This is a genomic window from Spiribacter sp. 1M189, assembly GCF_040838345.1.
Lineage (GTDB): Bacteria > Pseudomonadota > Gammaproteobacteria > Nitrococcales > Nitrococcaceae > Spiribacter > Spiribacter insolitus.
In genome coordinates, this window is record NZ_JBAKFF010000001.1 from 1,602,304 (window position 1) to 1,623,806 (window position 21,503).

24 protein-coding genes and 1 tRNA gene are annotated in these 21,503 nt (G+C 64.5%); 18 read left to right on the plus strand and 7 right to left on the minus strand.

What is annotated here, in order from left to right:
* Nucleotides 1-39: 39 nt before the first annotated feature.
* The 3 genes from aroQ to accC are packed head-to-tail and all read left to right on the plus strand — an operon-like array spanning nt 40 to nt 2,302.
* On the plus strand, nt 40-483 hold the full coding sequence (aroQ, locus tag V6X30_RS08080) for a type II 3-dehydroquinate dehydratase (protein ID WP_367984105.1): 444 nt from the start codon (nt 40-42) through the stop codon (nt 481-483).
* Nucleotides 484-489: 6 nt separating this feature from the next.
* Nucleotides 490-948, plus strand: a complete 459-nt coding sequence (gene accB, locus V6X30_RS08085; protein ID WP_367984106.1) for an acetyl-CoA carboxylase biotin carboxyl carrier protein — start codon at nt 490-492, stop codon at nt 946-948.
* 10 nt (nt 949-958) lie between these two features.
* A complete protein-coding gene (gene accC / locus V6X30_RS08090; RefSeq protein ID WP_367984107.1) occupies nt 959-2,302 on the plus strand; it encodes an acetyl-CoA carboxylase biotin carboxylase subunit in 1,344 nt (447 codons plus the stop codon).
* A 21-nt stretch (nt 2,303-2,323) separates the two neighbouring features.
* Here the strand turns inward: accC and V6X30_RS08095 are convergent, their stop codons facing one another.
* A complete protein-coding gene (locus tag V6X30_RS08095; RefSeq protein ID WP_367984108.1) occupies nt 2,324-3,115 on the minus strand; it encodes a sulfite exporter TauE/SafE family protein in 792 nt (263 codons plus the stop codon).
* A 91-nt stretch (nt 3,116-3,206) separates the two neighbouring features.
* On the opposite strand from V6X30_RS08095, the gene V6X30_RS08100 reads away from it, so the two are divergent.
* Together V6X30_RS08100 and V6X30_RS08105 are read left to right on the plus strand one after the other, a co-directional pair.
* Nucleotides 3,207-4,172, plus strand: a complete 966-nt coding sequence (locus V6X30_RS08100) for a complex I NDUFA9 subunit family protein (RefSeq protein WP_367984109.1) — start codon at nt 3,207-3,209, stop codon at nt 4,170-4,172.
* A gap of 11 nt (nt 4,173-4,183) precedes the next feature.
* Nucleotides 4,184-5,422, plus strand: coding sequence for a multifunctional CCA addition/repair protein (locus V6X30_RS08105; protein ID WP_367984559.1), 1,239 nt, complete (start codon nt 4,184-4,186; stop codon nt 5,420-5,422).
* Nucleotides 5,423-5,434: 12 nt separating this feature from the next.
* Here V6X30_RS08105 and V6X30_RS08110 read toward each other — a convergent pair whose 3' ends face one another.
* From V6X30_RS08110 to folB, 5 genes are read right to left on the minus strand one after another with little or no spacing between them, the layout of a single operon-like run.
* Entirely contained in the window at nt 5,435-6,244 is an 810-nt protein-coding gene (locus V6X30_RS08110) for an undecaprenyl-diphosphate phosphatase (RefSeq protein ID WP_367984110.1), read from the minus strand.
* Nucleotides 6,245-6,931, minus strand: a complete 687-nt coding sequence (locus tag V6X30_RS08115; protein ID WP_367984111.1) for an adenylate/guanylate cyclase domain-containing protein — start codon at nt 6,929-6,931, stop codon at nt 6,245-6,247.
* A gap of 49 nt (nt 6,932-6,980) precedes the next feature.
* Nucleotides 6,981-8,186 carry a class I SAM-dependent methyltransferase gene (locus V6X30_RS08120; RefSeq protein ID WP_367984112.1) on the minus strand — a complete coding sequence of 402 codons (1,206 nt, stop codon included), beginning with the start codon at nt 8,184-8,186 and terminating at the stop codon, nt 6,981-6,983.
* Between the two features lie 2 nt (nt 8,187-8,188).
* Nucleotides 8,189-8,689 (minus strand): 2-amino-4-hydroxy-6-hydroxymethyldihydropteridine diphosphokinase, encoded by a 501-nt coding sequence (folK, locus tag V6X30_RS08125; RefSeq protein ID WP_367984113.1) that lies wholly within the window; start codon nt 8,687-8,689, stop codon nt 8,189-8,191.
* Nucleotides 8,686-9,048 carry a dihydroneopterin aldolase gene (gene folB / locus V6X30_RS08130; RefSeq protein ID WP_367984114.1) on the minus strand — a complete coding sequence of 121 codons (363 nt, stop codon included), beginning with the start codon at nt 9,046-9,048 and terminating at the stop codon, nt 8,686-8,688. The genes folK and folB overlap by 4 nt, the downstream gene beginning before the upstream one ends.
* Before the next feature lie 17 nt (nt 9,049-9,065).
* On the opposite strand from folB, the gene plsY reads away from it, so the two are divergent.
* Nucleotides 9,066-9,716 (plus strand): glycerol-3-phosphate 1-O-acyltransferase PlsY, encoded by a 651-nt coding sequence (gene plsY, locus V6X30_RS08135; protein ID WP_367984115.1) that lies wholly within the window; start codon nt 9,066-9,068, stop codon nt 9,714-9,716.
* Here plsY and tsaD read toward each other — a convergent pair.
* Nucleotides 9,713-10,738, minus strand: coding sequence for a tRNA (adenosine(37)-N6)-threonylcarbamoyltransferase complex transferase subunit TsaD (tsaD, locus tag V6X30_RS08140; RefSeq protein ID WP_367984116.1), 1,026 nt, complete (start codon nt 10,736-10,738; stop codon nt 9,713-9,715). The genes plsY and tsaD overlap by 4 nt on opposite strands.
* A 117-nt stretch (nt 10,739-10,855) precedes the next feature.
* On the opposite strand from tsaD, the gene rpsU reads away from it, so the two are divergent.
* The 12 genes from rpsU to V6X30_RS08200 all read left to right on the plus strand — a co-directional run bounded on the left by rpsU (nt 10,856) and on the right by V6X30_RS08200 (nt 21,483).
* Nucleotides 10,856-11,071, plus strand: a complete 216-nt coding sequence (rpsU, locus tag V6X30_RS08145) for a 30S ribosomal protein S21 (protein WP_367959043.1) — start codon at nt 10,856-10,858, stop codon at nt 11,069-11,071.
* A 15-nt stretch (nt 11,072-11,086) separates the two neighbouring features.
* Nucleotides 11,087-11,533: a GatB/YqeY domain-containing protein gene (locus V6X30_RS08150; RefSeq protein WP_367984117.1), complete on the plus strand. Its 447-nt coding sequence runs from the start codon at nt 11,087-11,089 to the stop codon at nt 11,531-11,533.
* A 45-nt stretch (nt 11,534-11,578) separates the two neighbouring features.
* Nucleotides 11,579-13,321, plus strand: coding sequence for a DNA primase (dnaG, locus tag V6X30_RS08155; RefSeq protein WP_367984118.1), 1,743 nt, complete (start codon nt 11,579-11,581; stop codon nt 13,319-13,321).
* A 102-nt stretch (nt 13,322-13,423) separates the two neighbouring features.
* Nucleotides 13,424-15,280 (plus strand): RNA polymerase sigma factor RpoD, encoded by a 1,857-nt coding sequence (rpoD, locus tag V6X30_RS08160; protein WP_367984119.1) that lies wholly within the window; start codon nt 13,424-13,426, stop codon nt 15,278-15,280.
* A 404-nt stretch (nt 15,281-15,684) separates the two neighbouring features.
* A complete protein-coding gene (locus V6X30_RS08165) occupies nt 15,685-16,728 on the plus strand; it encodes a porin (protein WP_367984120.1) in 1,044 nt (347 codons plus the stop codon).
* A gap of 115 nt (nt 16,729-16,843) precedes the next feature.
* Nucleotides 16,844-16,919: transfer RNA gene (locus V6X30_RS08170), tRNA-Ile, on the plus strand.
* A gap of 78 nt (nt 16,920-16,997) precedes the next feature.
* Entirely contained in the window at nt 16,998-17,747 is a 750-nt protein-coding gene (locus V6X30_RS08175) for an SDR family oxidoreductase (RefSeq protein ID WP_367984121.1), read from the plus strand.
* A gap of 108 nt (nt 17,748-17,855) precedes the next feature.
* The gene (locus V6X30_RS08180; protein WP_367984122.1) at nt 17,856-18,359 is read left to right on the plus strand and encodes an arsenate reductase ArsC; all 504 of its coding nucleotides are present in this window, start codon (nt 17,856-17,858) and stop codon (nt 18,357-18,359) included.
* Complete coding sequence (locus tag V6X30_RS08185; protein ID WP_367984123.1) at nt 18,356-18,739, plus strand: metalloregulator ArsR/SmtB family transcription factor; 384 nt, start codon at nt 18,356-18,358, stop codon at nt 18,737-18,739. Before V6X30_RS08180 ends, V6X30_RS08185 begins: the two co-directional genes overlap by 4 nt.
* Entirely contained in the window at nt 18,736-19,827 is a 1,092-nt protein-coding gene (gene arsB, locus V6X30_RS08190) for an ACR3 family arsenite efflux transporter (protein WP_367984124.1), read from the plus strand. The genes V6X30_RS08185 and arsB overlap by 4 nt, the downstream gene beginning before the upstream one ends.
* Complete coding sequence (arsH, locus tag V6X30_RS08195; protein WP_367984125.1) at nt 19,824-20,540, plus strand: arsenical resistance protein ArsH; 717 nt, start codon at nt 19,824-19,826, stop codon at nt 20,538-20,540. The genes arsB and arsH overlap by 4 nt, the downstream gene beginning before the upstream one ends.
* Nucleotides 20,541-20,622: 82 nt before the next feature.
* Nucleotides 20,623-21,483, plus strand: a complete 861-nt coding sequence (locus V6X30_RS08200; protein WP_367984126.1) for an isocitrate lyase/PEP mutase family protein — start codon at nt 20,623-20,625, stop codon at nt 21,481-21,483.
* Nucleotides 21,484-21,503: the final 20 nt, after the last annotated feature.

The following is a 21,503-nucleotide window of genomic DNA, read 5'->3' on the forward strand; positions in this document are numbered from 1 at the left end:
CCAGAATCATGGTTTCTACTGACGGGGGAGCGCGACGTCATGAGCCGGTTACTGGTCCTCCATGGCCCGAATCTCAACCTGCTGGGGACGCGCGAACCGGCTATCTACGGTGACACCGACCTGAATCAGATCAACCAGCGCCTGACGCGCCAGGCGGGTTCGGCCGGCGTCGACATCGAGTGCCTCCAGAGCAATGCCGAGCACGTTCTCGTCGAGCGCATTCAGCAAGCGCCCCATGACAGGATGGGTGGGATCATCATCAACCCCGCGGCGTTTACTCACACCAGCGTTGCGCTGCGCGATGCGCTCGCGGCGGTGGCTATCCCCTTCATCGAAGTGCATCTATCCAACATCCACGCCCGCGAGCCATTCCGACAGCACTCGTATTTCTCGGACATCGCCCGCGGCGTCATCGCAGGATTCGGGCCGCTGGGCTACGAGCTTGCCCTGAGCGCCCTGCTAGCAAACACCGAACGGAACTGACCTGCCATGGACATTCGAAAGATCAAACGCCTCATCGAATTGCTCGACGAATCCGGCGTCAACGAAATCGAGATTCACGAGGGAGAGGAGAGCGTCCGCATCACGCGGGCCGCCGCTCAGCTCGCCGCCGCGCCCGCGCCGGTGGCGCCCGCACCCCCGGCACCAGCCCCGGCACAACCCGCGGCCACCGAGCCGGCTGCCCCCGCCGAGACGGATTCCCTGGAGGTCGGCGGGCATGCGGTGCGATCACCCATGGTGGGCACGTTCTACCGCGCCCCGTCACCGGACTCCTCTCCCTTCGTCGAGGAGGGCCAGAGCGTGAATGCCGGCGACACCCTCTGCATCATCGAGGCCATGAAAATGCTCAACCAGATCGAAGCCGATCGCAGTGGCGTGGTCAGAAGCATACTGCTGGAGAACGGACAGCCGGTGGAGTTCGATCAGCCGCTGTTCGTCATCGAATAGGGCCCACGCGATGATCGACAAGGTTCTCATCGCCAACCGCGGCGAAATCGCACTGCGCATCCTGCGCGCCTGCCGGACGCTCGGCATCGGCACCGTCGCCGTCCACTCCACGGCCGACCGGGACCTCAAACATGTTCGGCTGGCCGATGAGTCGGTCTGCATCGGCGGCGCCAGCTCGGCGGAGAGTTACCTCAACATTCCGGCCATCATCAGCGCCGCCGAACTTACCGACGCCGTCGCCATTCATCCGGGTTATGGCTTTCTCTCAGAGAACGCGGACTTCGCAGAACGCGTGGAGCAGTCCGGTTTCCGTTTCATCGGCCCGCGGGCCGAGACCATCCGGCTGATGGGCGATAAGGTCTCGGCCATCGATGCGATGAAGGCCGCGGGCGTACCCTGCGTGCCGGGCTCTGGCGGCCCGCTCACCGATATCGACGCCGACAACCTTCAGCTTGCCCGGCAAATCGGCTATCCGGTGATCATCAAGGCCGCCGCCGGTGGCGGCGGTCGCGGCATGCGGGTCGTCCACGGCGAGGGGGCGCTCCTGCACGCGATATCGGTGACGCGCACGGAAGCCGCCAACGCGTTTGGCAGTGACGTGGTGTACATGGAGAAGTACCTGGACAATCCCCGCCACGTCGAGATTCAGGTCATGGCCGACGAGCAGGGCAATGCGGTGCATCTCGGCGAGCGCGACTGCTCCATGCAGCGCCGCCATCAGAAGGTGATCGAGGAGAGCCCGGCCCCCGGGATCACCCCCGAGGAGCGCACCCGCATCGGCGAGCGCTGCGCCGAGGCCTGTCGCCAGCTGGGCTACCGCGGGGCGGGAACCTTTGAATTCCTCTACCAGGATGGCGAGTTCTACTTCATCGAAATGAACACGCGCATCCAGGTGGAGCATCCGGTAACGGAAATGGTCACCGGCCGCGACCTGGTTGCCGAGCAGATCCGCGTCGCCGGCGGCGAACCCCTTTCTTTCGCACAGGATGAAATCGAATTCCGCGGCCATGCCATCGAGTGCCGCATCAACGCTGAGGATGCAGAGCGTTTCATCCCCTCCCCCGGTCAGATCACCCTCTACCACCCGCCGGGCGGTCCCGGCGTGCGCGTCGACTCACATGTCTACACCGGCTATCACGTCCCGCCCCACTACGATTCCATGATTGGCAAGGTCATCACCTGGGGCGAAGACCGCAGCAGTGCCATCGCCAGGATGCGGACCGCTCTGAGCGAGCTCGTGGTGGAGGGCATTAATACCAATACGGCGCTGCACGAGGATCTGCTGCTCGATCGCGGGTTCGAGGAGGGCGGCACCAACATCCATTACCTGGAGAAAAAGCTGGGGCTCAGCTGAGGCCCACGACCGGCACCGCGCTCAGCCGGACAGCAGCAGCCGCAGGCCGACGAGGACGAGAAACACCGCGAAGGCACGGCGCAGCCAGACCGCCGGCAGGCGGGTCGCTACCTTCGCGCCGACCGGCGCCAGGAATACGCTCGCCACGGTGATCCCGCCGACGGCCGGCCAATAGATGTACCCCGTACTCCATGGTGGCAGCGCATCCTCCCCGGTGCCGGCGAGAATGAAGCCGATACTCCCGGCGATCGCAATACTCACGCCGGCCGCGGATGAGGTCCCCACCGCCTGACGCATGGTCACGCCCGCCCAGATCAGGAAAGGCACCACGAGCGTGCCGCCTCCGATGCCCACCAGGCTGGAGATGGTGCCGATCAGCGCACCGGCGACGACCACAATGGCAGGCCTCGGCATGAGACGCCCCGCCGGTGGCTGCAGGGCGAACGCCATGCGCACGGCAAGGGTCAGGACAAACACCGCGAAGATCACCCGCAGTATATCGCCGGGTAGTGCCGCGGCGAGGTGAGCCCCCAGCAGCGCGCCGGTCATCAGGCCGGCCACCAACCAGGGCAACGCGGAGAGCACCACGTTGCCCAGCCTCCAATGCGCCCGCGCCGAGGAGAGCCCAGTGACCACGATGGTCGCCAGCGAGCTGCCCACCGCCATGTGCATGGCCACGTCCATGCTCAGCCCCTGGGCCTGGAAGATGGGTAGCAGCACCGGCACGACAACCACGCCGCCGCCGATACCGAACAGCCCGGAGGCAAATCCGACCACCACGCCGGCGAGGACGTAGATCAAAAGATCAAGCACCCGCTGCTCCGTTGATGCAGATCGAAGCGTCCATTATGGCATTTGCTCTACAATGTCGGTATCGACAAGCGAATCAGGAGAGCGCGGGCTCATGCGCATCCAGACTGTCTGCATCCTGGGCGGCACCGGCTTCATCGGCCGCCAGATTGCCAATCGCCTCGCCAACACGGCGGTGCACATCAAGGTGCTCACGCGACGCCGCGAGCGGAACCGCCATCTGCTGCCCATCCCCAACCTCGAGCTCATCGAGGCCAACGTGCACGATCGGGAAGATCTCTTTCACCATCTGGAAGGCGTTGACGCGGTCATCAATCTGGTCGCCATCCTCAACGAGGAGAACAAACCGGGGCGCCGTTTCGAGGATGTGCACGTGCACCTGGTCGAAAAACTCCTCGGGGCCTGCCGCGATGCCGGCGTAAAGCGGCTTCTGCACATGAGTGCGCTCGGCGCCGATATCAACGGCCCCAGCCGTTATCAGCAGACCAAGGGCGAGGGTGAGCGGCTGGCACTGGCGGCCAATGGTGACGACCTGGCGGTGACGGTCTTCCAGCCCTCGGTGGTGTTCGGCCCGAGCGACAGTTTTCTCAACACCTTCGCCGGCATGCTCCGGCTCGCACCGATCATGCCCCTGCCGACACCCGGCGCCCGGTTCCAGCCCGTTTACGTGGATGACGTCGCCGCCGCATTCGAAGCGGCGCTCACCAACCGCGACACCTTCGGCCGGACCTATGCGCTCTGTGGCCCGGAGACCTACACCCTGGAGACGCTGGTCCGCTACGTCGCCGAGCTGATGGGTCTGAAGCGCGCCGTGATCGGCCTGCCCGACAGGCTTTCGCGACTGCAGGGTCGGATCATGCAGCGGCTGCCAGGCAAACCCTACACCTATGACAATTACCTCTCCGCCCAGGTGGATAATGTGTGCCATCACAACGGGCTGCCCGATCTGGGCATCCACCCGACGGCGCTGGAAGCAGTCGCGCCGGGGTATCTGGGTGGCAGACGCAGTCGCGACCGATATGACGAGTGGCGCCGCGAGGCCGGTCGCGACAACGAGTGAGTACCGCCGGCCTGGAGATTTACGAAGTCGGTGGCGCGGTCCGCGACCGACTGCTTGGCCTGCCGGTCCACGAGCATGACTGGGTGGTGGTCGGCGCAACGCCGGAGGCGATGACCGACCGCGGCTTCCGTCCCGTTGGTCGGGAATTCCCGGTATTCCTCCACCCGGAGACGGGCGAGGAATATGCCCTTGCCCGCACCGAGCGTAAAACCGCTCCCGGCTACCATGGGTTCGCATTCCATGCGAGCCCAGCGGTCAGCCTGACCGAGGATCTCGCCCGGCGGGATCTCACCATCAACGCCATGGCAGCGGCGCCGGACGGGACAATCATCGACCCCTTCGACGGCCGCGGCGATCTTGAGTCGCGTTGTCTGCGGCATGTCTCGGATGCCTTTCGCGAAGACCCCGTCCGCATTCTACGACTGGCCCGGTTCGCCGCACGATTCGCGCCACTCGGGTTTCGGGTGGCGGATGACACCATCGCGCTCTGCCGCGAGATGGTGGAAAGCGGCGAGGTCGATGCGCTGGTGCCCGAGCGGGTCTGGCAGGAAATGGCCAAGGCCCTCATGGCGCCGTCCCCGGATGCCTTTATCCAGACCCTCAGGGACTGCGGCGCACTGGCCGTCCTGTTGCCGGAGATCGACCGCCTCTTTGGAATCCCCCAGCCCGAGGACCATCACCCGGAGATCGATACCGGCGAGCATGTCCTGCTGGTCCTGAAACAGGCCGCGCGCCTCGACAGCGATCTGCCCGCCCGATTCGCCGGCCTTGTTCATGACGTCGGAAAGGGACTGACTCCCACCGCCGAGCTGCCGCGGCATCGAGGCCATGAGGCACGCGGTGTCCCACTGGCCGATGCAATCTCCGAGCGATTGCGGGTGCCATCGGAATGCCGTGACCTGGCCCGCGGCGTCACCCGCTACCACTTGCATTGCCATCGGGTCCGGACGCTCCGCCCGCAGACCCTCCTCGAGATGATGGAGAAGCTCGATCTGTTGCGGCGGCCGGCACGGCTGGAGAGCTTCCTGCTCGCCTGCGAGGCGGACTATCGCGGCCGGCTCGGACTGGAGAACTGCGCCTATCCACAGGCCGATTACCTGCCCGAGGCCCTGGCGCGCTGCCAGGCGGTGGACGCCTCACGGTTCGTCGAGCAGGGCCTGAAAGGCCCCGCCATCGGCGAGGCCATTCGTCATGCCCGCCTTCAGGCGCTGAAGGCCCTGCGTGCCGAAAAGGGCGATACGCCCGATTGAGGAGGCGGTCTCCTAAACCGCTTGTTGACCCGCGAACAGCCAGATGAGGATCAGACCAAGGCCGATTCGGTAGACGACGAACGGCGTCATGCCGACACGCGCGACGAGCGCCAGAAAGGCACCGATGCAGAGATAGGCGGAGACGCCGGCGACACCGACACCGACAGCAAACGCCATCCAGTCGACGGGAGCACTCGTGCCGACAAGCTGCAGGGCCTTCCAGCCACCGGCGAGCGCAATAGCCGGGATGGAGAGCAGGAACGAAAAGCGTGCGGCCGCGGTTGCCTCCAGCCCCAGCCAGAGCGCCGCCGTCATGGTAATGCCGGAGCGCGAGGTGCCGGGAATGATCGCGAGCACCTGCGCCGCCCCGATGAAAAGTGCCGCGCCCGGCCCGATGTCCCTTTCACTCCGTCGCCCCTGATGACGGGCCGAGACCCAGAGCAGGATGCCGAACCCGATGGTCGCCGCCGCAATGACGAGGGGCTGGCGCAGAACGGAGTCGGCGGCATCCGCAAGCACCAGCGCACCAGCCACCAGAGGCAGTGTGCCAATGACGATGGCCCAGCCCAGGCCGCTGTCGCCCACCCGCTCGCGCCGCCAGACGGACTGGAGCGTATCGGTCGTCAGCGGAACCAGCTGGCGACGGAAATGCAGCAAAACCGCCAGCAGCGTGCCCACATGAACGGCGACATCGAACGCCAGCCCCTGGTCGGGCCACCCCAGCAGTCGCGGCAGAAGGATCAGGTGTGCCGAACTGGAGATGGGCAGGAACTCCGTCAGTCCCTGGATCAGTCCCAGCCAGAATGCCTGGACAAGATCCATTCAACGCGGCTCGGCGCGATACAGTGCCATCGCCGGATCGACGCCGTCCGGCGCCGGCCCCTGCAGACGACGGAAGTGTCGCGCTGCTCCGTCGGACAGCGCCGCACGGACCGGGTCGCTGATCACCACATCACAGCCGGCGGCCCGCCCGGACAGCCTTGCCGCCACGTTGACCGTGTCTCCGACCGTCGTATAGATGAGACGGCTCTCAGAGCCGATGCTCCCCATCACGACATCGCCGCTGTGCAGGCCGGCACCAATCGGTACCTGATCATCCGCGCGGTTCAGCCCCATGCGGTCCGGTCGCTGCACGATCTCCAGCGCACAGAGACAGGCGTTTTCCTCTATCCCATATCCCTCAAAAACCGCCATCAGGCCATCACCGGTAAAGTTGTCCACATAGCCCCCATAACGCTCCACGGCATTCACCTGACGGCCTATGCAACGATCGACGGTGTCGATCAGCACGCCGGGATCCATACTTCTCGACAACTCGGTGAAACCGCGAATATCGGTGAACAGAATACAGGCATCGACGTGACGCGGTGATCGCAGGGCCCGTTCGGCGAAAGGGCCGGCATCGAGCAATTCCCGAACGGGTGGAGACAGATAGCGGGAAAACCAGGATTGTCGGTACGCATAAAGCGGGGTTGCGGGCCGGAATCGGTAAGAGCCGGGGGATTCCATTCTCTTCTCCCATTGGTCGCTTCCATGACTGACCCGAATGAGTACTAAATTAATCTTGTTTCACTGACAAGCGCGCCCGATGGTCGGTGAAGCCGAACCCCGGGAGCGGCTTTTCAAGGCCGCGTCCCAGGCCCAGCACCTTGAAACGCTCGCCCATCTCGTCCGGGAAGAGCAGCGGTTTGGCCTGCTGTGCCAGCTCGGCCGCCTGGTTGGGATCGCTGGCAGCCCGCTCCTCGATGATCCCCGGCAGGCCGGCACCAGCGAGGAAATTCCCCTGCGTTGCAAAACCAAGCACATCCAGCCCCGCGGCAGCGCCAGCCCGCGCTGCGGCGGTAAAATCCACGGAGGCGGTAATGTCCTGCAGACCCGGCCAGAAGAAGGGATCGTCGTGGGCGCGATGCCGGTAATGGCAGAGCAGCGTCCCGGTGGCACGCTGCGGATGGTAGAACTCGCGCCGCGGATAGCCATAATCGATCAGCAAAGCCGCACCGGCTTCGATGATGTCGCCGAGGGCGGCCACCCATGGCTGGAGCGACGGACACCACTCGGAACAGTAGCCTGGCGGCAATCGCCCGCCCAAATCCGATTCGATGTCGGACACCGCTGAGGTCAGCGCGTCATCGGCCGGCTGCGGCCGCCAGCAAAGCTCGCCGTCCCCGTCGACGCCGACCGCCAGATTGTGGATCGCATTCTCGGTTCTCTGGAAGCGTTGAACCGGCAGGGCATCGAGCACCTCGTTGGCCAGAACCGCCCCACGAAACGCCGCCGTCGGCAGCCGCTCAAGCCACTCCACGCGGTTGCGGACGGACGCCGGCAGCGTCTCCAGGGTGCGTGCCTGCTCCGCCCGCAGATCGGCACTCACCTCAATGATCAGGTATCGCGCCGGCAGGCGCTCCATCCGGTGGAGTTCCAGCAGCAGGTCAGCGGCCATCTGTCCTGTTCCCGCGCCAAACTCGAGCACTGTGTCGCCATCCGCCGCTTCAAGTATGCGGCGTACTTCATGCGCCAGGGTCTGCGAGAACAGGGCACTCATCAGCGGCGCGGTGGTGAAATCGCCACCGGGTCCAAAACGCGCTTGCCCGGCGCTGTAGTAACCCAACCCGGGGGCATACAGCGCCAGTGCCATGTAGTCGGCGAAGTCCATCGCCCCACCGGCCATCGCTATCGCGGCATCGATCCGCTCGCGCAACCTGCGGCTGTGATCCGCCGCGTTGGCATCCGGCGCCGGGGGCGACGGGGGTGCGCGCCGGGCCATGGTCAGTCGCCAGTCTCGGCGGAGAAATCGAGGGCAATGGGTCGCAGGCCGCCCTCGGCTTCGAGCTGCGCCCAGAGTTCAGCGTAGCGGCGACCATCCACGGGATGCCGTTCCTCCGGCGCGATGTCCATTAACGGTTTCAGGACGAAGGCATATTTGAGGATTTCATCCCGCGGCAGGATCGGCACATCCTCGCGGATGACATTGCCAAGCGTCAGCAGATCGATGTCCAGCGTCCGGGAACTGAAGCGCTGATCCGTGCGAAGCCGCCCCTGCGCGGTCTCGATCTCGCGACAGGCGGCTGCCAGATGCTCGGCCGAGTCATCGGTGTCGAGCCCGACCACCAGGTTGTAGAAATCATCACCGTCGAACCCCACCGCGTGCGTCTGGTAAACCGGCGAGATGATGAGCGGAGCGTATCGGTGGTGGAGCGCCGCCACGGCGGCGCGCACATGGCGCTCGGGTTCGATATTGCTGCCGATGCTGAGATAGGCGCGGTTCATGGGACCTCTGCTTGGCTTCGGACAAGTTTGACACCGACACTCTGGGCAGCCGGCAGGGCACCCGGCTTGCGCAGCACCAGTTCAACCTGGCGGATGGCGGGGTCGGTGAGCACCACGTCCACCAGCCGCGCGGCCAGTGTCTCGATCAACTGACAGTCGGCCTCCGCGGCCTGCCGAACCAGTCGTTCGCTCAGGGCGGCATAGTCCACGGCATCATCAAGCGCATCACTGGCGGCCGCGGCACGAGTGTCCACGCTCAGCGCCAGATCGAGCTCCAGCTGCTGGGCAAAGGCCCGTTCCCAGGCATGAACGCCAATCACGGAGCGCAATGACAGCCGCTCAAGGAATACGGTATCCATGGGCGACGGAGCATTTCATGTCACCGCAGGCAGCACAAGGTCTGCTTGACCAGACATCACCCAGGGGGTGCAATGCCGACATGACGGGATTTCTCATGGTCTTCATCGGCTATCTGGCGGGTTCACTGTCCGCCGGCATCATCGTGGCACGGCTGATGGGGCTGGGAGACCCCCGCGAGGACGGCAGCGGCAATCCCGGCGCCACCAACCTGCTGCGCCTGGGCGGACGGAACGCTGCGGCCGCCACATTGCTCGGCGACGCCCTGAAGGGGGTTCTCCCCGTGCTGGCAGGCCATGCGCTGGGGTTGTCGAGCGGTTTCCTGGCGCTGATCGGGCTTGCTGCCTTCCTGGGCCATCTCTACCCGGTCTTCTTTGGATTCCGTGGCGGCAAAGGGATTGCCACCGGGCTGGGGGTTTTCGTGGCCTGGTCCTGGTTGGTGGGGCTTGGCGTCATCCTCAGCTGGCTCGCCATCGCGGCGCTGATGCGGATTTCGTCACTCGCGGCGCTGGTGAGTTTTGCGCTGGCACCGCTCTATGCCCTGTTCATCACCGGCTCCCGGCCGCTCGCCGCAGCCGCTGCGGTCATGGCACTCCTCACGACCTGGCGGCACCGAAGCAACATCCAGCGTATCGCCCGCGGCGAGGAGCCGCGGATCGGCCGGCGCTAGTCAGCCGGCGCCGGCACCCGCAGTTCATCCATCGGCCAACGCGGCCGAATGTCCACGGGTCCGGGATCGCGCTCCCCCGCCCATAACCGCCGATATCCCGCATACGCGATCATGGCGCCATTATCCGTGCAGAACGCCAGCCGGGGGCAGGCCATGACCGCCCCCTGATCCTCTGCTACCTGACGGAGCCGGCCGCGCAGCGCCTGGTTGGCCCCCACGCCACCCGCCACCACCAGATGCCGCACGCCGGTCTGTTCAAGCGCCCGCCGCACCTTGATGGCGAAGGTATCCACCACGGCATCCTGAAACGCGCGGGCAATCGCGGCGCGGGTTGGCGCATCCTCGTCCGCCTCACGCACCGCATTGACCACAGCGGTCTTCAGGCCGCTGAAGCTGAAGTCCAGTCCGGGCCGGTCGGTCATGGGGCGCGGAAAGCGGAACGGTCCCGGCTCTCCCTCCCGGGCCAGGGCCTCCAGCTGCGGCCCACCCGGATAGGGCAGCCCGAGGAGCTTGGCGGTCTTGTCAAACGCCTCGCCTGCGGCATCATCCAGCGACTCACCCAGCACCCGATAGCGGCCGATGTCGGCGACTTCCACCAGCAGCGTGTGGCCACCGGAGACCAACAGCGCCAGAAAAGGGAATGCCGGCGGGTCCGGTTCGAGCATCGGCGCCAACAGGTGGGCCTCCATGTGGTGGACGCCGAGCACCGGGCAATCCAGTGCCCAGCCGAGGCCCTCCGCGACCGATGCTCCGACCAGAAGCGCCCCGGCGAGCCCCGGCCCACGGGCATAGGCAATGCCGCCGATATCGCCAGCGTCGAGGCCTTCCTCGGCCAGGCAGTCCTGCGCCAGCGGCAGCACCCGACGCACATGATCGCGGGAGGCCAGCTCGGGCACGACGCCCCCATAGGTGGCATGGGTCGCCACCTGGCTGTGCAGACGATGGGCAATCAGGCCGCGGTCACCCGAGTACAGGGCGATCCCCGTCTCATCACAGGAGGTCTCGATACCCAGAACGATCATGGCAACGGCACTACCGGAAGCTTTTGCATTTAAGGGCGGGCCGGCTTAGACTACCGGGCTCGATTGGTTTACGCCGATTCTACGACGTTTACAGCAACACGGTAAGGTTTGAGCTCTATGCCGAGTGTCAAGGTTCGCGAAAACGAGCCCTTTGAAGTGGCCCTGCGCCGCTTCAAGCGGTCCTGCGAGAAGGCCGGCGTACTTTCCGAGGTACGTCGCCGGGAGCATTACGAAAAGCCCACCCAGGAGCGCAAGCGCAAGCAGGCCGCGGCAGTCAAGCGCCACGCCAAGCGTCTGCAGCGGGAGAATCAGCGCACCCAGCGTCTCTACTGAACCGGACGTCCGCCGGTGAGTGATCTCAAAACGCAAGTTACCGACGCCGTCAAGGCAGCGATGCGGGCCGGCGACAAGTCACGCCTTGCCACCTTGCGGATGGTGAGCGCCGCCATCAAGCAGAAAGAGGTGGATGAGCGCCGGACACTCACCGATGCTGACGTGCTGGCCATCCTCGACAAGATGGTCAAGCAGCGCCGGGAATCGGTGGAGCAGTACGAGACCGCAGGCCGTGAAGAACTGGCGGCGGCGGAACGCGCAGAGATCGACATCATCGGGGAATTCCTTCCCCGGGCACTCGATGAGTCGGAGATCAGCGCCATGATCGCGGCGGCCATCGAAGAGACCGGCGCCGAGTCCATCCGCGACATGGGCAAGGTAATGGCGAAACTCAAACCCGAGGTTCAGGGCCGGGCCGACATGAGCACCGTCAGCGCCCGGGTCAAGCAGCAGCTGAGCTGATCCTTCGCCTCCTCTGGCCCGGCGGTTTGCCGTAAAGTGGCGACCATGGCCGGCCGAATCCCAGATACCTTCATCGACGAACTGCTCGCCCGAGTCGATATCGCGGATATCGTGGGCGAGCGGGTGCAGCTGCGCCGTTCCGGGAGCAACCACCTCGGACTCTGTCCTTTCCATGGCGAAAAGACCCCGTCCTTTACCGTCAGCGCGGACAAGCAGTTCTACCACTGCTTCGGCTGCGGGGCGCATGGCAGCGCCATCCGCTTTCTCATGGAGTATGACCGCCTTGAATTCCGCGAGGCCGTCGCTCAGCTCGCGCAGATGGCCGGCATGGAAATGCCCGAACAAAGCCGCGGCGAGGCGTCACAACCGAGCCAGAAACCGCTTTATGATCTCCTTGATCGGGCCAGTCGGCAGTATCAGCAGTGGCTGCGTCAGCACCCGCAGCGCCAGCGCGCCATCGATTATCTGCGCAGCCGCGGACTGAACGGCGAGATCGCCCAGCGCTTTGGCATCGGCTTCGCGCCGCCGGGTTGGGATAACCTGCTTCGTGAGCTTGCCAACACCGATCCGCTCAAACAGGCCGGGCTGGTCGTCGAGCGGGACGGCGGCCGGGTCTACGACCGTTTTCGTGACCGCATCATGTTTCCCATCCGGGATCGCCGTGGTCGCACCATCGGGTTCGGCGGTCGGGTGCTGGATGACGGCGAACCGAAATACCTGAACTCCCCGGAAACACCGGTCTTCCACAAAGGCGAGGCGCTGTATGGCCTCTATGAGGTGTTGCAGACCGATCGGCATCCGGGCGATATCGTCGTGGTCGAGGGCTATATGGACGTGGTCGCACTCGCCCAGCACGGCCTGCCGCGTGCCGTGGCGACGCTGGGCACGGCCACGTCAACGCGTCAGGTGGAGCGGCTGCTGAAAACAACCGGCGATGTCATCTTCTGCTTTGACGGTGACGAGGCCGGCCGCCGCGCGGCATGGCGCGCGCTCGAGAATGCCCTGCCTGCCATGCGCCAGGGCCGTCAGATCCGATTTTTGTTCCTGCCGGATGGTGAGGACCCGGACAGCCTGGTCCGGGAGAACGGTCGCGAGGCATTTGAGGCACAGCTTCAAGACGCCGCTCCCCTGTCCGACTATCTCATCGAACGACTGCAGCAACACACGGATATGCAGAGCATGGATGGCCGCGCCAGGTTCGTGGAAAAAGCCCGACCGCTCCTCCAGCGCCTGCCGCCGGATGTCTACCGGCACATGCTCATGGAGCGCGTGGCCGGCCTCGCCCGCCTCGATACGGATTACCTCGAGGGCGTTGTTGACGGCCGCGAGCAACTCGGGCGCGGGCAACGCGACAGCGAAGCGCGCCAGCCCGCCCCGGACGCAGGCAGTGTACGCCGGACACCAGTACGGCTTGCCGTGGCCCTGTTACTCCAGCGCCCGGCGCTGGCGCGTCAGGTCGAGGACGTGGCCACTCTGCGCGGCCTCGATGACCTCCCGGGGCTGCCGTTACTGGTCCAACTGCTTGAATTGAGCATCAATGAACCCCAGATCACTCCGGGAGCAATACTTGAGCGGTTCCGGGACACCGAGCACGAGAGCGCCCTCTGGAAACTCGCGACATGGGATCACCTGGTGCCGGAATCGGGACTGGAAGCCGAATTTGCGGATGCAATGAACCGGGTTCGTCGACTGTTGTCCGACCGGCGCCTGGAGCATTTGAACGACCGTCTGCAGGCCGGCGAACTCACCGCCGAGGAGTGGACCGAATGGACCCGACTCAAGAAGTAGAACGTTGTCGCAGCGCAGCGTTGTGAATTAGCCACGAAGTGCTAGTATACGCGGTTCAGCGTAAAACGCGGCCCGCCGAAACAACCCCAGCATCGGTAGCTTATGGCAAGCCAGGATCAGCAGTCCCAGATTAGAGAGCTCATTGCCCGCGGCAAGGAGCAGGGTTACCTCACTTATGCCGAGGTCAACGATCACCTGCCCGACGACATCGTCGAGCCGGAGCAGATCGAGGACATCATCGGCATGATCAACGACATGGGCATCCCGGTCCATGAAACCGCGCCCGATGCCGACACGCTCCTGCTGAGCGACGGCGCGGTCTCCACCGACGAGGACGAAGCCGAAGAGGCCGCGGCGGCACTGGCCGCCGTGGATGCCGAGTTCGGCCGCACCACCGACCCGGTGCGCATGTACATGCGCGAAATGGGCACGGTGGAGCTGCTCACCCGGGAAGGGGAAATCGAGCTTGCCAAGCGCATCGAGGACGGCCTCGACCAGGTGCTGCGGGCACTCTCCGCCTATCCCGAGTCGTCGCGCACGATGGTGGCGCTGCATCACGGCATTCAGAACGGTGAGTTGCGGCTGGCCGAGGTGGTCGCCGGATTCCGTGACGTCAACGAGCTGGTTGAGAACGTCCCGGAAGTGGTCGCCATCCAGCAGGCCGAGGCTGAGGAAGCCGCGCGCGAGGCCGAGGCCAGCGCCGCGGAATCCGGCGAGGACGAGGAGGCCCCCACCGCCGACACCGGCCCCGACCCGGAGCGTGCCGCACAGATCTTCGATCGCATCGAGGTGCGCCACAACGAAATGATCGAGGTACTGGAGCGGGAAGGCCCTGGCAGCAAGCAGCTGGCGGAGATCCGCGAAGAGATGACCGGGCTGTTCCTTGCGATCAAGTTCGTTCCCAAAGTCATCGAGGGCCTGGCGGGCAACCTCCGTAAGGCCGTGGAGCGCGTCCGCGCTGCGGAACGCGAGGTCATGCGCGTGGCCACCAAGCAGGGCGGCATGCCGCGCAAGGACTTTATCGCCAGCTTCCCGGGCCATGAAACGGATACCGCCTGGGTTGACGGGGTGATCACCGAGGGCAAGGCCTACAGCAAGCAGATGGCGGCGTGCCGGGAGGCACTGATCGAGCAGCAGTCGGAGCTCATCCAGATCCGGGCGCTCACCGGGCTGCCGCCATCCGAGATCAAGGAAATCAATCGCCGGATGTCCATCGGCGAGGCGAAGGCGCGTCGGGCCAAGAAGGAGATGGTCGAGGCCAATCTGCGCCTGGTGATCTCCATTGCCAAGAAGTACACCAACCGCGGCCTGCAGTTCCTCGACCTGATCCAGGAAGGCAACATCGGCCTGATGAAGGCGGTGGACAAGTTCGAATATCGCCGCGGTTACAAGTTCTCGACCTATGCCACCTGGTGGATCCGGCAGGCCATCACCCGCTCGATCGCCGACCAGGCGCGGACTATCCGTATTCCGGTTCACATGATCGAGACGATCAACAAGCTGAACCGGGTATCCCGGCAGATGCTCCAGGAAATGGGTCGTGAGCCGCACCCTGAGGAACTCGCCGAGCGCATGGAGATGCCTGAGGACAAGGTCCGCAAGGTGCTCAAGATCGCCAAGGAGCCGATCTCGATGGAGACGCCCATCGGCGATGACGAGGACTCGCATCTGGGCGATTTCATCGAGGATACCTCGGTCATGTCACCCGTCGACTCCGCGACCCGCGAGGGCCTGCGCGAGTCGGTACGCGAGGTGCTCTCCGGGCTCACGCCGCGGGAGGCCAAGGTCCTGCGCATGCGCTTTGGCATCGACATGAACACCGACCATACCCTGGAAGAAGTCGGCAAGCAGTTCGATGTCACCCGCGAGCGCATCCGCCAGATCGAAGCCAAGGCGTTGCGTAAACTCCGCCATCCGACCCGATCGGACGGCCTGCGCAGCTTCCTTGACGAGCAGTGATGCCCCACCCGGGGCATCCACTCAGATAATCGGGCGACTAGCGGCCCGCCTCACCTAATCCTACTGTTGCGGCTGCGCAACAAAATGGCCCTCTTCGGCCAACCGGAGAGGGCACCCACCCCGATGATCGACGAGTCAGCTGGCGGGTTTTCCGACCGCCGGCCGCGGTGGGTTATACCTATATCAGGGACTTGGCATCGAAACGTCAGGTGCTTATTGCAAAAAAAGGTTGCAACTTCGTGACAGGTGCGGATATTCTCTGTGTATCGGAAAAGAGACAGGTGTTGGCGTGACGCCACAGCCGCTTGATTACCGATGATTTTCAGGGGGCTTGACGGTTGCGGTGGCAACGGGGCCTGGCTTGAACAACATGTTGTTTCGACTGGCTTATCAAGGAGTCAATCATGAAAAAGATGACAATTCTGACCGCGGCAACCAGTGCGCTGGCCCTGTCCGCTGGCATCGCCTCCGCCCAGGAAGAAGCGGAGTCCATGGAAGTTGGTTCCACGACCAGCAGCTTCTACGGCTTCGTGCTGGCCGGTTTCAGTGACCAGGACGTCAACCAGAGCGGGAGCACCGTCGGCTCTGACGGTGGTAACGGCCCGAGCCGCTTCGGCTTCCTCGGCGAGACCGTTCTCGCTGACGGCATGACCGGTGGTGTGCAGATTGAGTACTCCGTGGCTAACGCCTCGGCAGCCTCTGGCGGCCAGACCAGCAACCCGGGTCTTCGTCAGGCCAACGCCTACCTCACCGGCGACTTCGGCCGAGTCGAGGTCGGCAGCCAGGACAACTCGATGTACGAGTGGACCACAGGGACCACCGACCTCTTCCTGACGAGTGCATTCCAGCAAGCGCGCGCTACTGACGTGATTTTCCGTCAGGATGGCGCCATCTTCTACACCACTCCAGACTTCGACGGCCTCCAGCTGCGTGCGGGCGGTACGCTTCAGCGCGGTGACAACAGCTCCGGCAACGAGAGCTCGGGCTTCGATTCATACACCGTCTCCGCTAAGTACAACTTCGAAGATCTGTACGCCTCGGTTTCTTACCTCAGCGTTGACCAGAGCCCGGACGATGCCACCAGCTTCGGTGCTGCCGTGAGTTACGATTATGGCGCCGGCGTCATCGCGGCCTCCATGACGGACAATGACCACATGACGTCCTTCTCGGGCACCAACGTTCAGGCGAACAACTTCTACACCGATAGCGACGGCAAGCCGTACGAGATCGTTGGCACCTACACGGGTGTGCCGAACTGGACGTTCAAGGTGGCTTACGCCGACGCTGATCGTGATGGCGGTTCCTCCAGCTCGGTCGCTGCTGAGGCTCAGTACAACTTTGCCAGCAACGTCGCCGTGGCCGTTGGTGCAACCAACCCGGATAAGAACTTCGGTGGAAGCAACAACTCCGAGGATATCCTCGCCACTGCACTGTATGTGGCCTTCTAAACTCTCCGCAGTTTAGTGCTTCATCAAAGGGCCTCTTCGGAGGCCCTTTTTTATTGTCCATGGGATTCCACCGCGGTACTGGTATCCTCCCGGTCTGGGCAGACGCTCGCATGACGGGCCCATAGCTCAATGGTTAGAGCAGAGGACTCATAATCCTTTGGTTCCAGGTTCGAATCCTGGTGGGCCCACCACATTCAATGAATTCGGCACGAGCATGGGCCGCTGGCCCCGAATATGCCCGACTACTCGACGTGCGTAGGAGAAAACCAATGGCCACTATTGAGCAGGTGGCAGTGGTCACCGGCGCCAGTCAAGGCATCGGCCGGGGCGTTGCCGAAGCGCTGTTGGCCGATGGTCATCGGGTGGCCCTGGTCGCCCGCCGCCGCGAGCCGCTCGAGGCAGTCGCGGCTGCCCATCCGGATCAGACGCTACCCATCGCCGCCGATGTGTCGGATCCAGAGGCGGTTGACCGGATCTACGAGCAGGTAGCCGGTCAATGGGGGCGTGTGGACGTGCTCTTTAACAACGCCGGCGCTTTCATGGCCTCGACCGAAACCGCCGATGTCAGCTGGGAAGACTGGCGGCGGGTGCTTGGCGTCAACCTGGATGGGGCTTTCCTGATGGCGCGGGGCGCTTTTCGGATGATGCGCGAGCAGGACCCGGCCGGCGGGCGGATCATCAACAACGGCTCGATCTCTGCCCATGCCCCACGGGTCAACTCCGTTGCCTATACCACCTCGAAACACGCGATCACTGGATTGACCAAGTCCATCACCCTGGACGGCCGACCCCATGATATCGCCTGCAGCCAGATCGACATCGGCAATGCCGAAACCCCTATGACCGCGCCCATGAAGGCCGGCATTGCGCAGCCCGATGGCAGCGTGATGCGAGAACCAGTCATCGATGTCGCGCATGTGGCCAACGCGGTGCGCTACATCATCGACCTGCCGCTCGAGGCCAATGTGCAGTTCATGACGGTGATGGCGACCAAAATGCCTTATCTGGGGCGGGGCTGAAGCCGCCGGGACATCCCGAGTCCTGCATCACCTGTCATATTTCTGTAATTCTTTATATCCGGATATGCGTATATAGTAATTGCTTACCCATTTGGATGAGTCTGAACCATGCCGCACTACAACGTCCTTTTCCTGTGCACCGGCAACTCGGCGCGCAGCATCCTCGCGGAAGCCCTGCTCAACAGCATGGGCAAGGGCCAGTTCACCGCCTACAGCGCCGGCAGCTTCCCCGCCGGCGAGGTGAACCCGCTCGCACTGCGGACCCTGGAGCAGATGAAGCTCCCCACCGAGGGGCTGCACAGCAAGAACTGGGACGTCTTCGCCACCGACGATGCCCCGCGGATGGATTTCGTTTTCACCGTCTGCGATCGCGCCGCGGCGGAGGCCTGTCCTATCTGGCCGGGACAGCCCATGACGGCGCATTGGGGGCTGCCGGACCCCGCCGCGGTCGAGGGCAGCGAAGAGGAGCGGATGCGTCGCTTTCGGGAGACCGCCATCGCCCTTCGCAGCCGCATCGGTCTGTTCACCAACCTGCCGATCAGCTCGCTGGATCGACTCAGGCTGCAGAAGGAGATCGATACCATCGGACGGCAGGATGATCCGGCGACATGATGCAGGCCGCGACCAGCCCATCGGACACCCGGCTCGATCCGGCCCGCTTTTTCCGCCTGCTGGGCGAGGAAACGCGCCTCCGTACGGCTGTCCTGCTGCACCGGCAGGGAGAACTCTGCGTCTGCGAACTCACCGAGGCGCTGGGCGTCAGCCAGCCGAAGATGTCCCGGCATCTGGGCCATCTGCGCGACGTAGGTCTGGTGGAGACCCGCCGCAGCGGCCAGTGGATTCACTACCGGCTGCGCAGCGATCTGCCCGCCTGGGCACATGATCTGCTCACCACGGTGGCCGGAGATCTGGCCGACGAACCGCCATTCTCCGGCGATACGGCCCGGGTACGCCGGGCGATCGCACGTAACCGAAGCGAGTGTGAACAATGAGCGTGCAGTGTGAAGTGACCGGCCGGCGGGCGGCCGGTGACGTCATGGGGATCTTCGAGCGCTACCTGAGCGTCTGGGTGGCGCTGGCCATCGTCGCCGGCATTGCCCTTGGCAAGTTCTTCCCGGGCGTCTTCGAATGGTTGAGTGGTCTGGAAGTGGCGAGCGTCAACCTGGTGGTGGCGGTGCTGATCTGGGCGATGGTCTATCCCATGATGATCAACGTCGACTTCAGCTCGCTGCGCCATGCAGGCGACAAGCCGAAGGGGCTCACCATCACGCTGGTGATCAACTGGCTGATCAAGCCCTTCACCATGGCGGGGCTGGGTGTGCTTTTCTTCCAGGGTGTCTTCGCTGGCCTGGTGCCGCCGGACGACGCCAAGGCCTACATCGCCGGCATGATCCTGCTGGGCGCCGCGCCATGCACGGCCATGGTGTTCGTCTGGAGCCAGCTTACCGACGGCGATGCCACCTACACCCTGGTTCAGGTGGCAATCAACGATCTCATCATGGTGTTCGCCTTCGCGCCGCTGGTTGCCCTTCTGCTGGGGGTGGCCGACGTGATCGTGCCCTGGCAGACGCTACTGCTCTCGGTCGGGCTGTATGTGGTCATCCCGCTGCTCGCCGGCGCACTGACGCGTCGGAGGCTGATGAGCCGCGGCGGAGAACAGGCCGTGGAGCGATTCACCGGACAGATCAAGCCGGTGACGATTATCGGTCTGGTCGTCACGGTGTTGCTGCTCTTCGCGTTCCAGGGCGAGCGCATCCTGACTCAGCCGTTGATCATCGTGCTCATCGCCATTCCGCTGATCATCCAGAGCATCGGTATCTTCGGGCTCGCCTACCTCTGGGCGAGAGGCTGGAGCGTGCCCATCGGCATCGGTGCCCCTGCCGCGCTCATCGGCACCTCCAACTTCTTCGAGCTCGCCGTGGCAGTGGCCATCAGCCTGTTCGGACTCAACTCCGGGGCGGCACTCGCGACCGTTGTGGGCGTGCTGGTGGAAGTTCCGGTGATGCTGGCGCTGGTCAAGCTCGTCAATGGCTCGCGCGCCTGGTACGAACGCCATATGGCCGGCGGAGCCAGTGCATGAGCAACGACGATACCTTCCCGAACCTGGAGGCCTCGGCGCTTCACGCCATCGACGACGGGCGGCTACTGGCAGGGCCCGGGGAGGAGCCACCCCGCATCCTGCTGCTGTATGGCTCCCTGCGGGCACGCTCGTTCAGCCGCCTGGCAGCTGAGGAGGCCGGCCGGATCCTGCGCAGGCTGGGCGCCGAGACCCGCTTCTTCGACCCGGCGGGACTCCCGCTGCCGGATGATGCCGATGCCGACCACCCGCGGGTACAGGCGCTGCGCGAACTGGCGAAATGGTGCGATGGCTTCGTCTGGTCCTCTCCGGAACGCCATGGATCCATGACCGGCATCATGAAGGCGCAGATCGACTGGATCCCCCTCAACCTTGGCGGGGTCCGGCCCACGCAGGGCAAGACGCTTGCGGTAATGCAGGTCTGCGGCGGCTCTCAGAGCTTTAATGCCGTCAATCAGCTCCGCCTGCTGGGCCGCTGGATGCGGCTGATCACCATCCCCAATCAGTCATCGGTCCCCAAGGCCTACCTTGAGTTCGACGATGATGATCGGATGAAACCGTCCCCCTACTACAACCGCATCGTCGACGTGATGGAAGAGCTGGTGAAGTTCACCCGTCTGACCCGAGGCTGCCGGGACTACCTGGTGGATCGCTATTCGGAACGGGTCGAGAGCACCGAGGCACTCTCGGCCCGCGTCAACCAGCGCTCCCTATAGCATCGGTAGCGGAAGGCGGCGGGTGCATGAACGCCCGGCTTCAGCCACAATCTGGTCTGGGAAACTGAGGAGGAGAAAAACCATGACCCCAGCACGCCGCTTGCGCGAACTCATGCAGAACGAACCCCCCGTGGTCGCCCCCGGCGCCTTTGACGGCCTCTCGGCCCGGCTGGTGGAACAGGCCGGCTTCCCCGCGGTGTATGCCACCGGCGGCGGCATCGCCCGCAGCAACGGGATCCCTGACCTCGGCCTGATGAGCCTTGACGAGATCGTCAAGCGGCTGGAGAGCATGGTGGAGGTGGTCGACATCCCGCTGATCGGCGATGCCGATACCGGGCACGGCAATGCCCTCAATGCACAGAAAACCGCCCGCGCCTTCGAGCGCGTCGGTGTCGCCGGCTTCCATCTTGAGGATCAGGTCTTCCCCAAGAAGTGCGGGCACTACGAGGACAAGTCCATCGTCCCGCAGAAGGAGATGACCCAGAAGCTGCGTGCGGTGAAGGATGCCTTCCACGATCCGGACACGGTGCTGATCGCCCGCACGGACGGCCTGGCCGTGGAGGGCTACGGTCCCACCATCGAGCGGGCCCATGCCTACATGGAGGCGGGCGCGGATGCGATTTTCGTAGAGGCGCCCACCTCGGAGGAGCAGATCGAGCAGATCGCCCGCGACCTCCCGCAGCCCAAGCTCATCAACATGTTTCATGGCGGCAAGACGCCACTCATGCCGGTGGACCGCCTTGGCGAGCTCGGCTACAGCCTTGTCATCATCCCCAGTGACACACAGCGGGCCGCCATCAAGGGGATGCAGGACACCCTCGAGGCGATCCGGCGCGATGGACACAGCGCGTCCATGCAGGAGCGGATGGTGACCTTCAAGGGTCGCGAGGAAGTGATCCGGACCGCCGATTACCTGGCGCTGGACGAGAAATACGGCGCCTGAACCGGCAGCGGAAAAAAAAC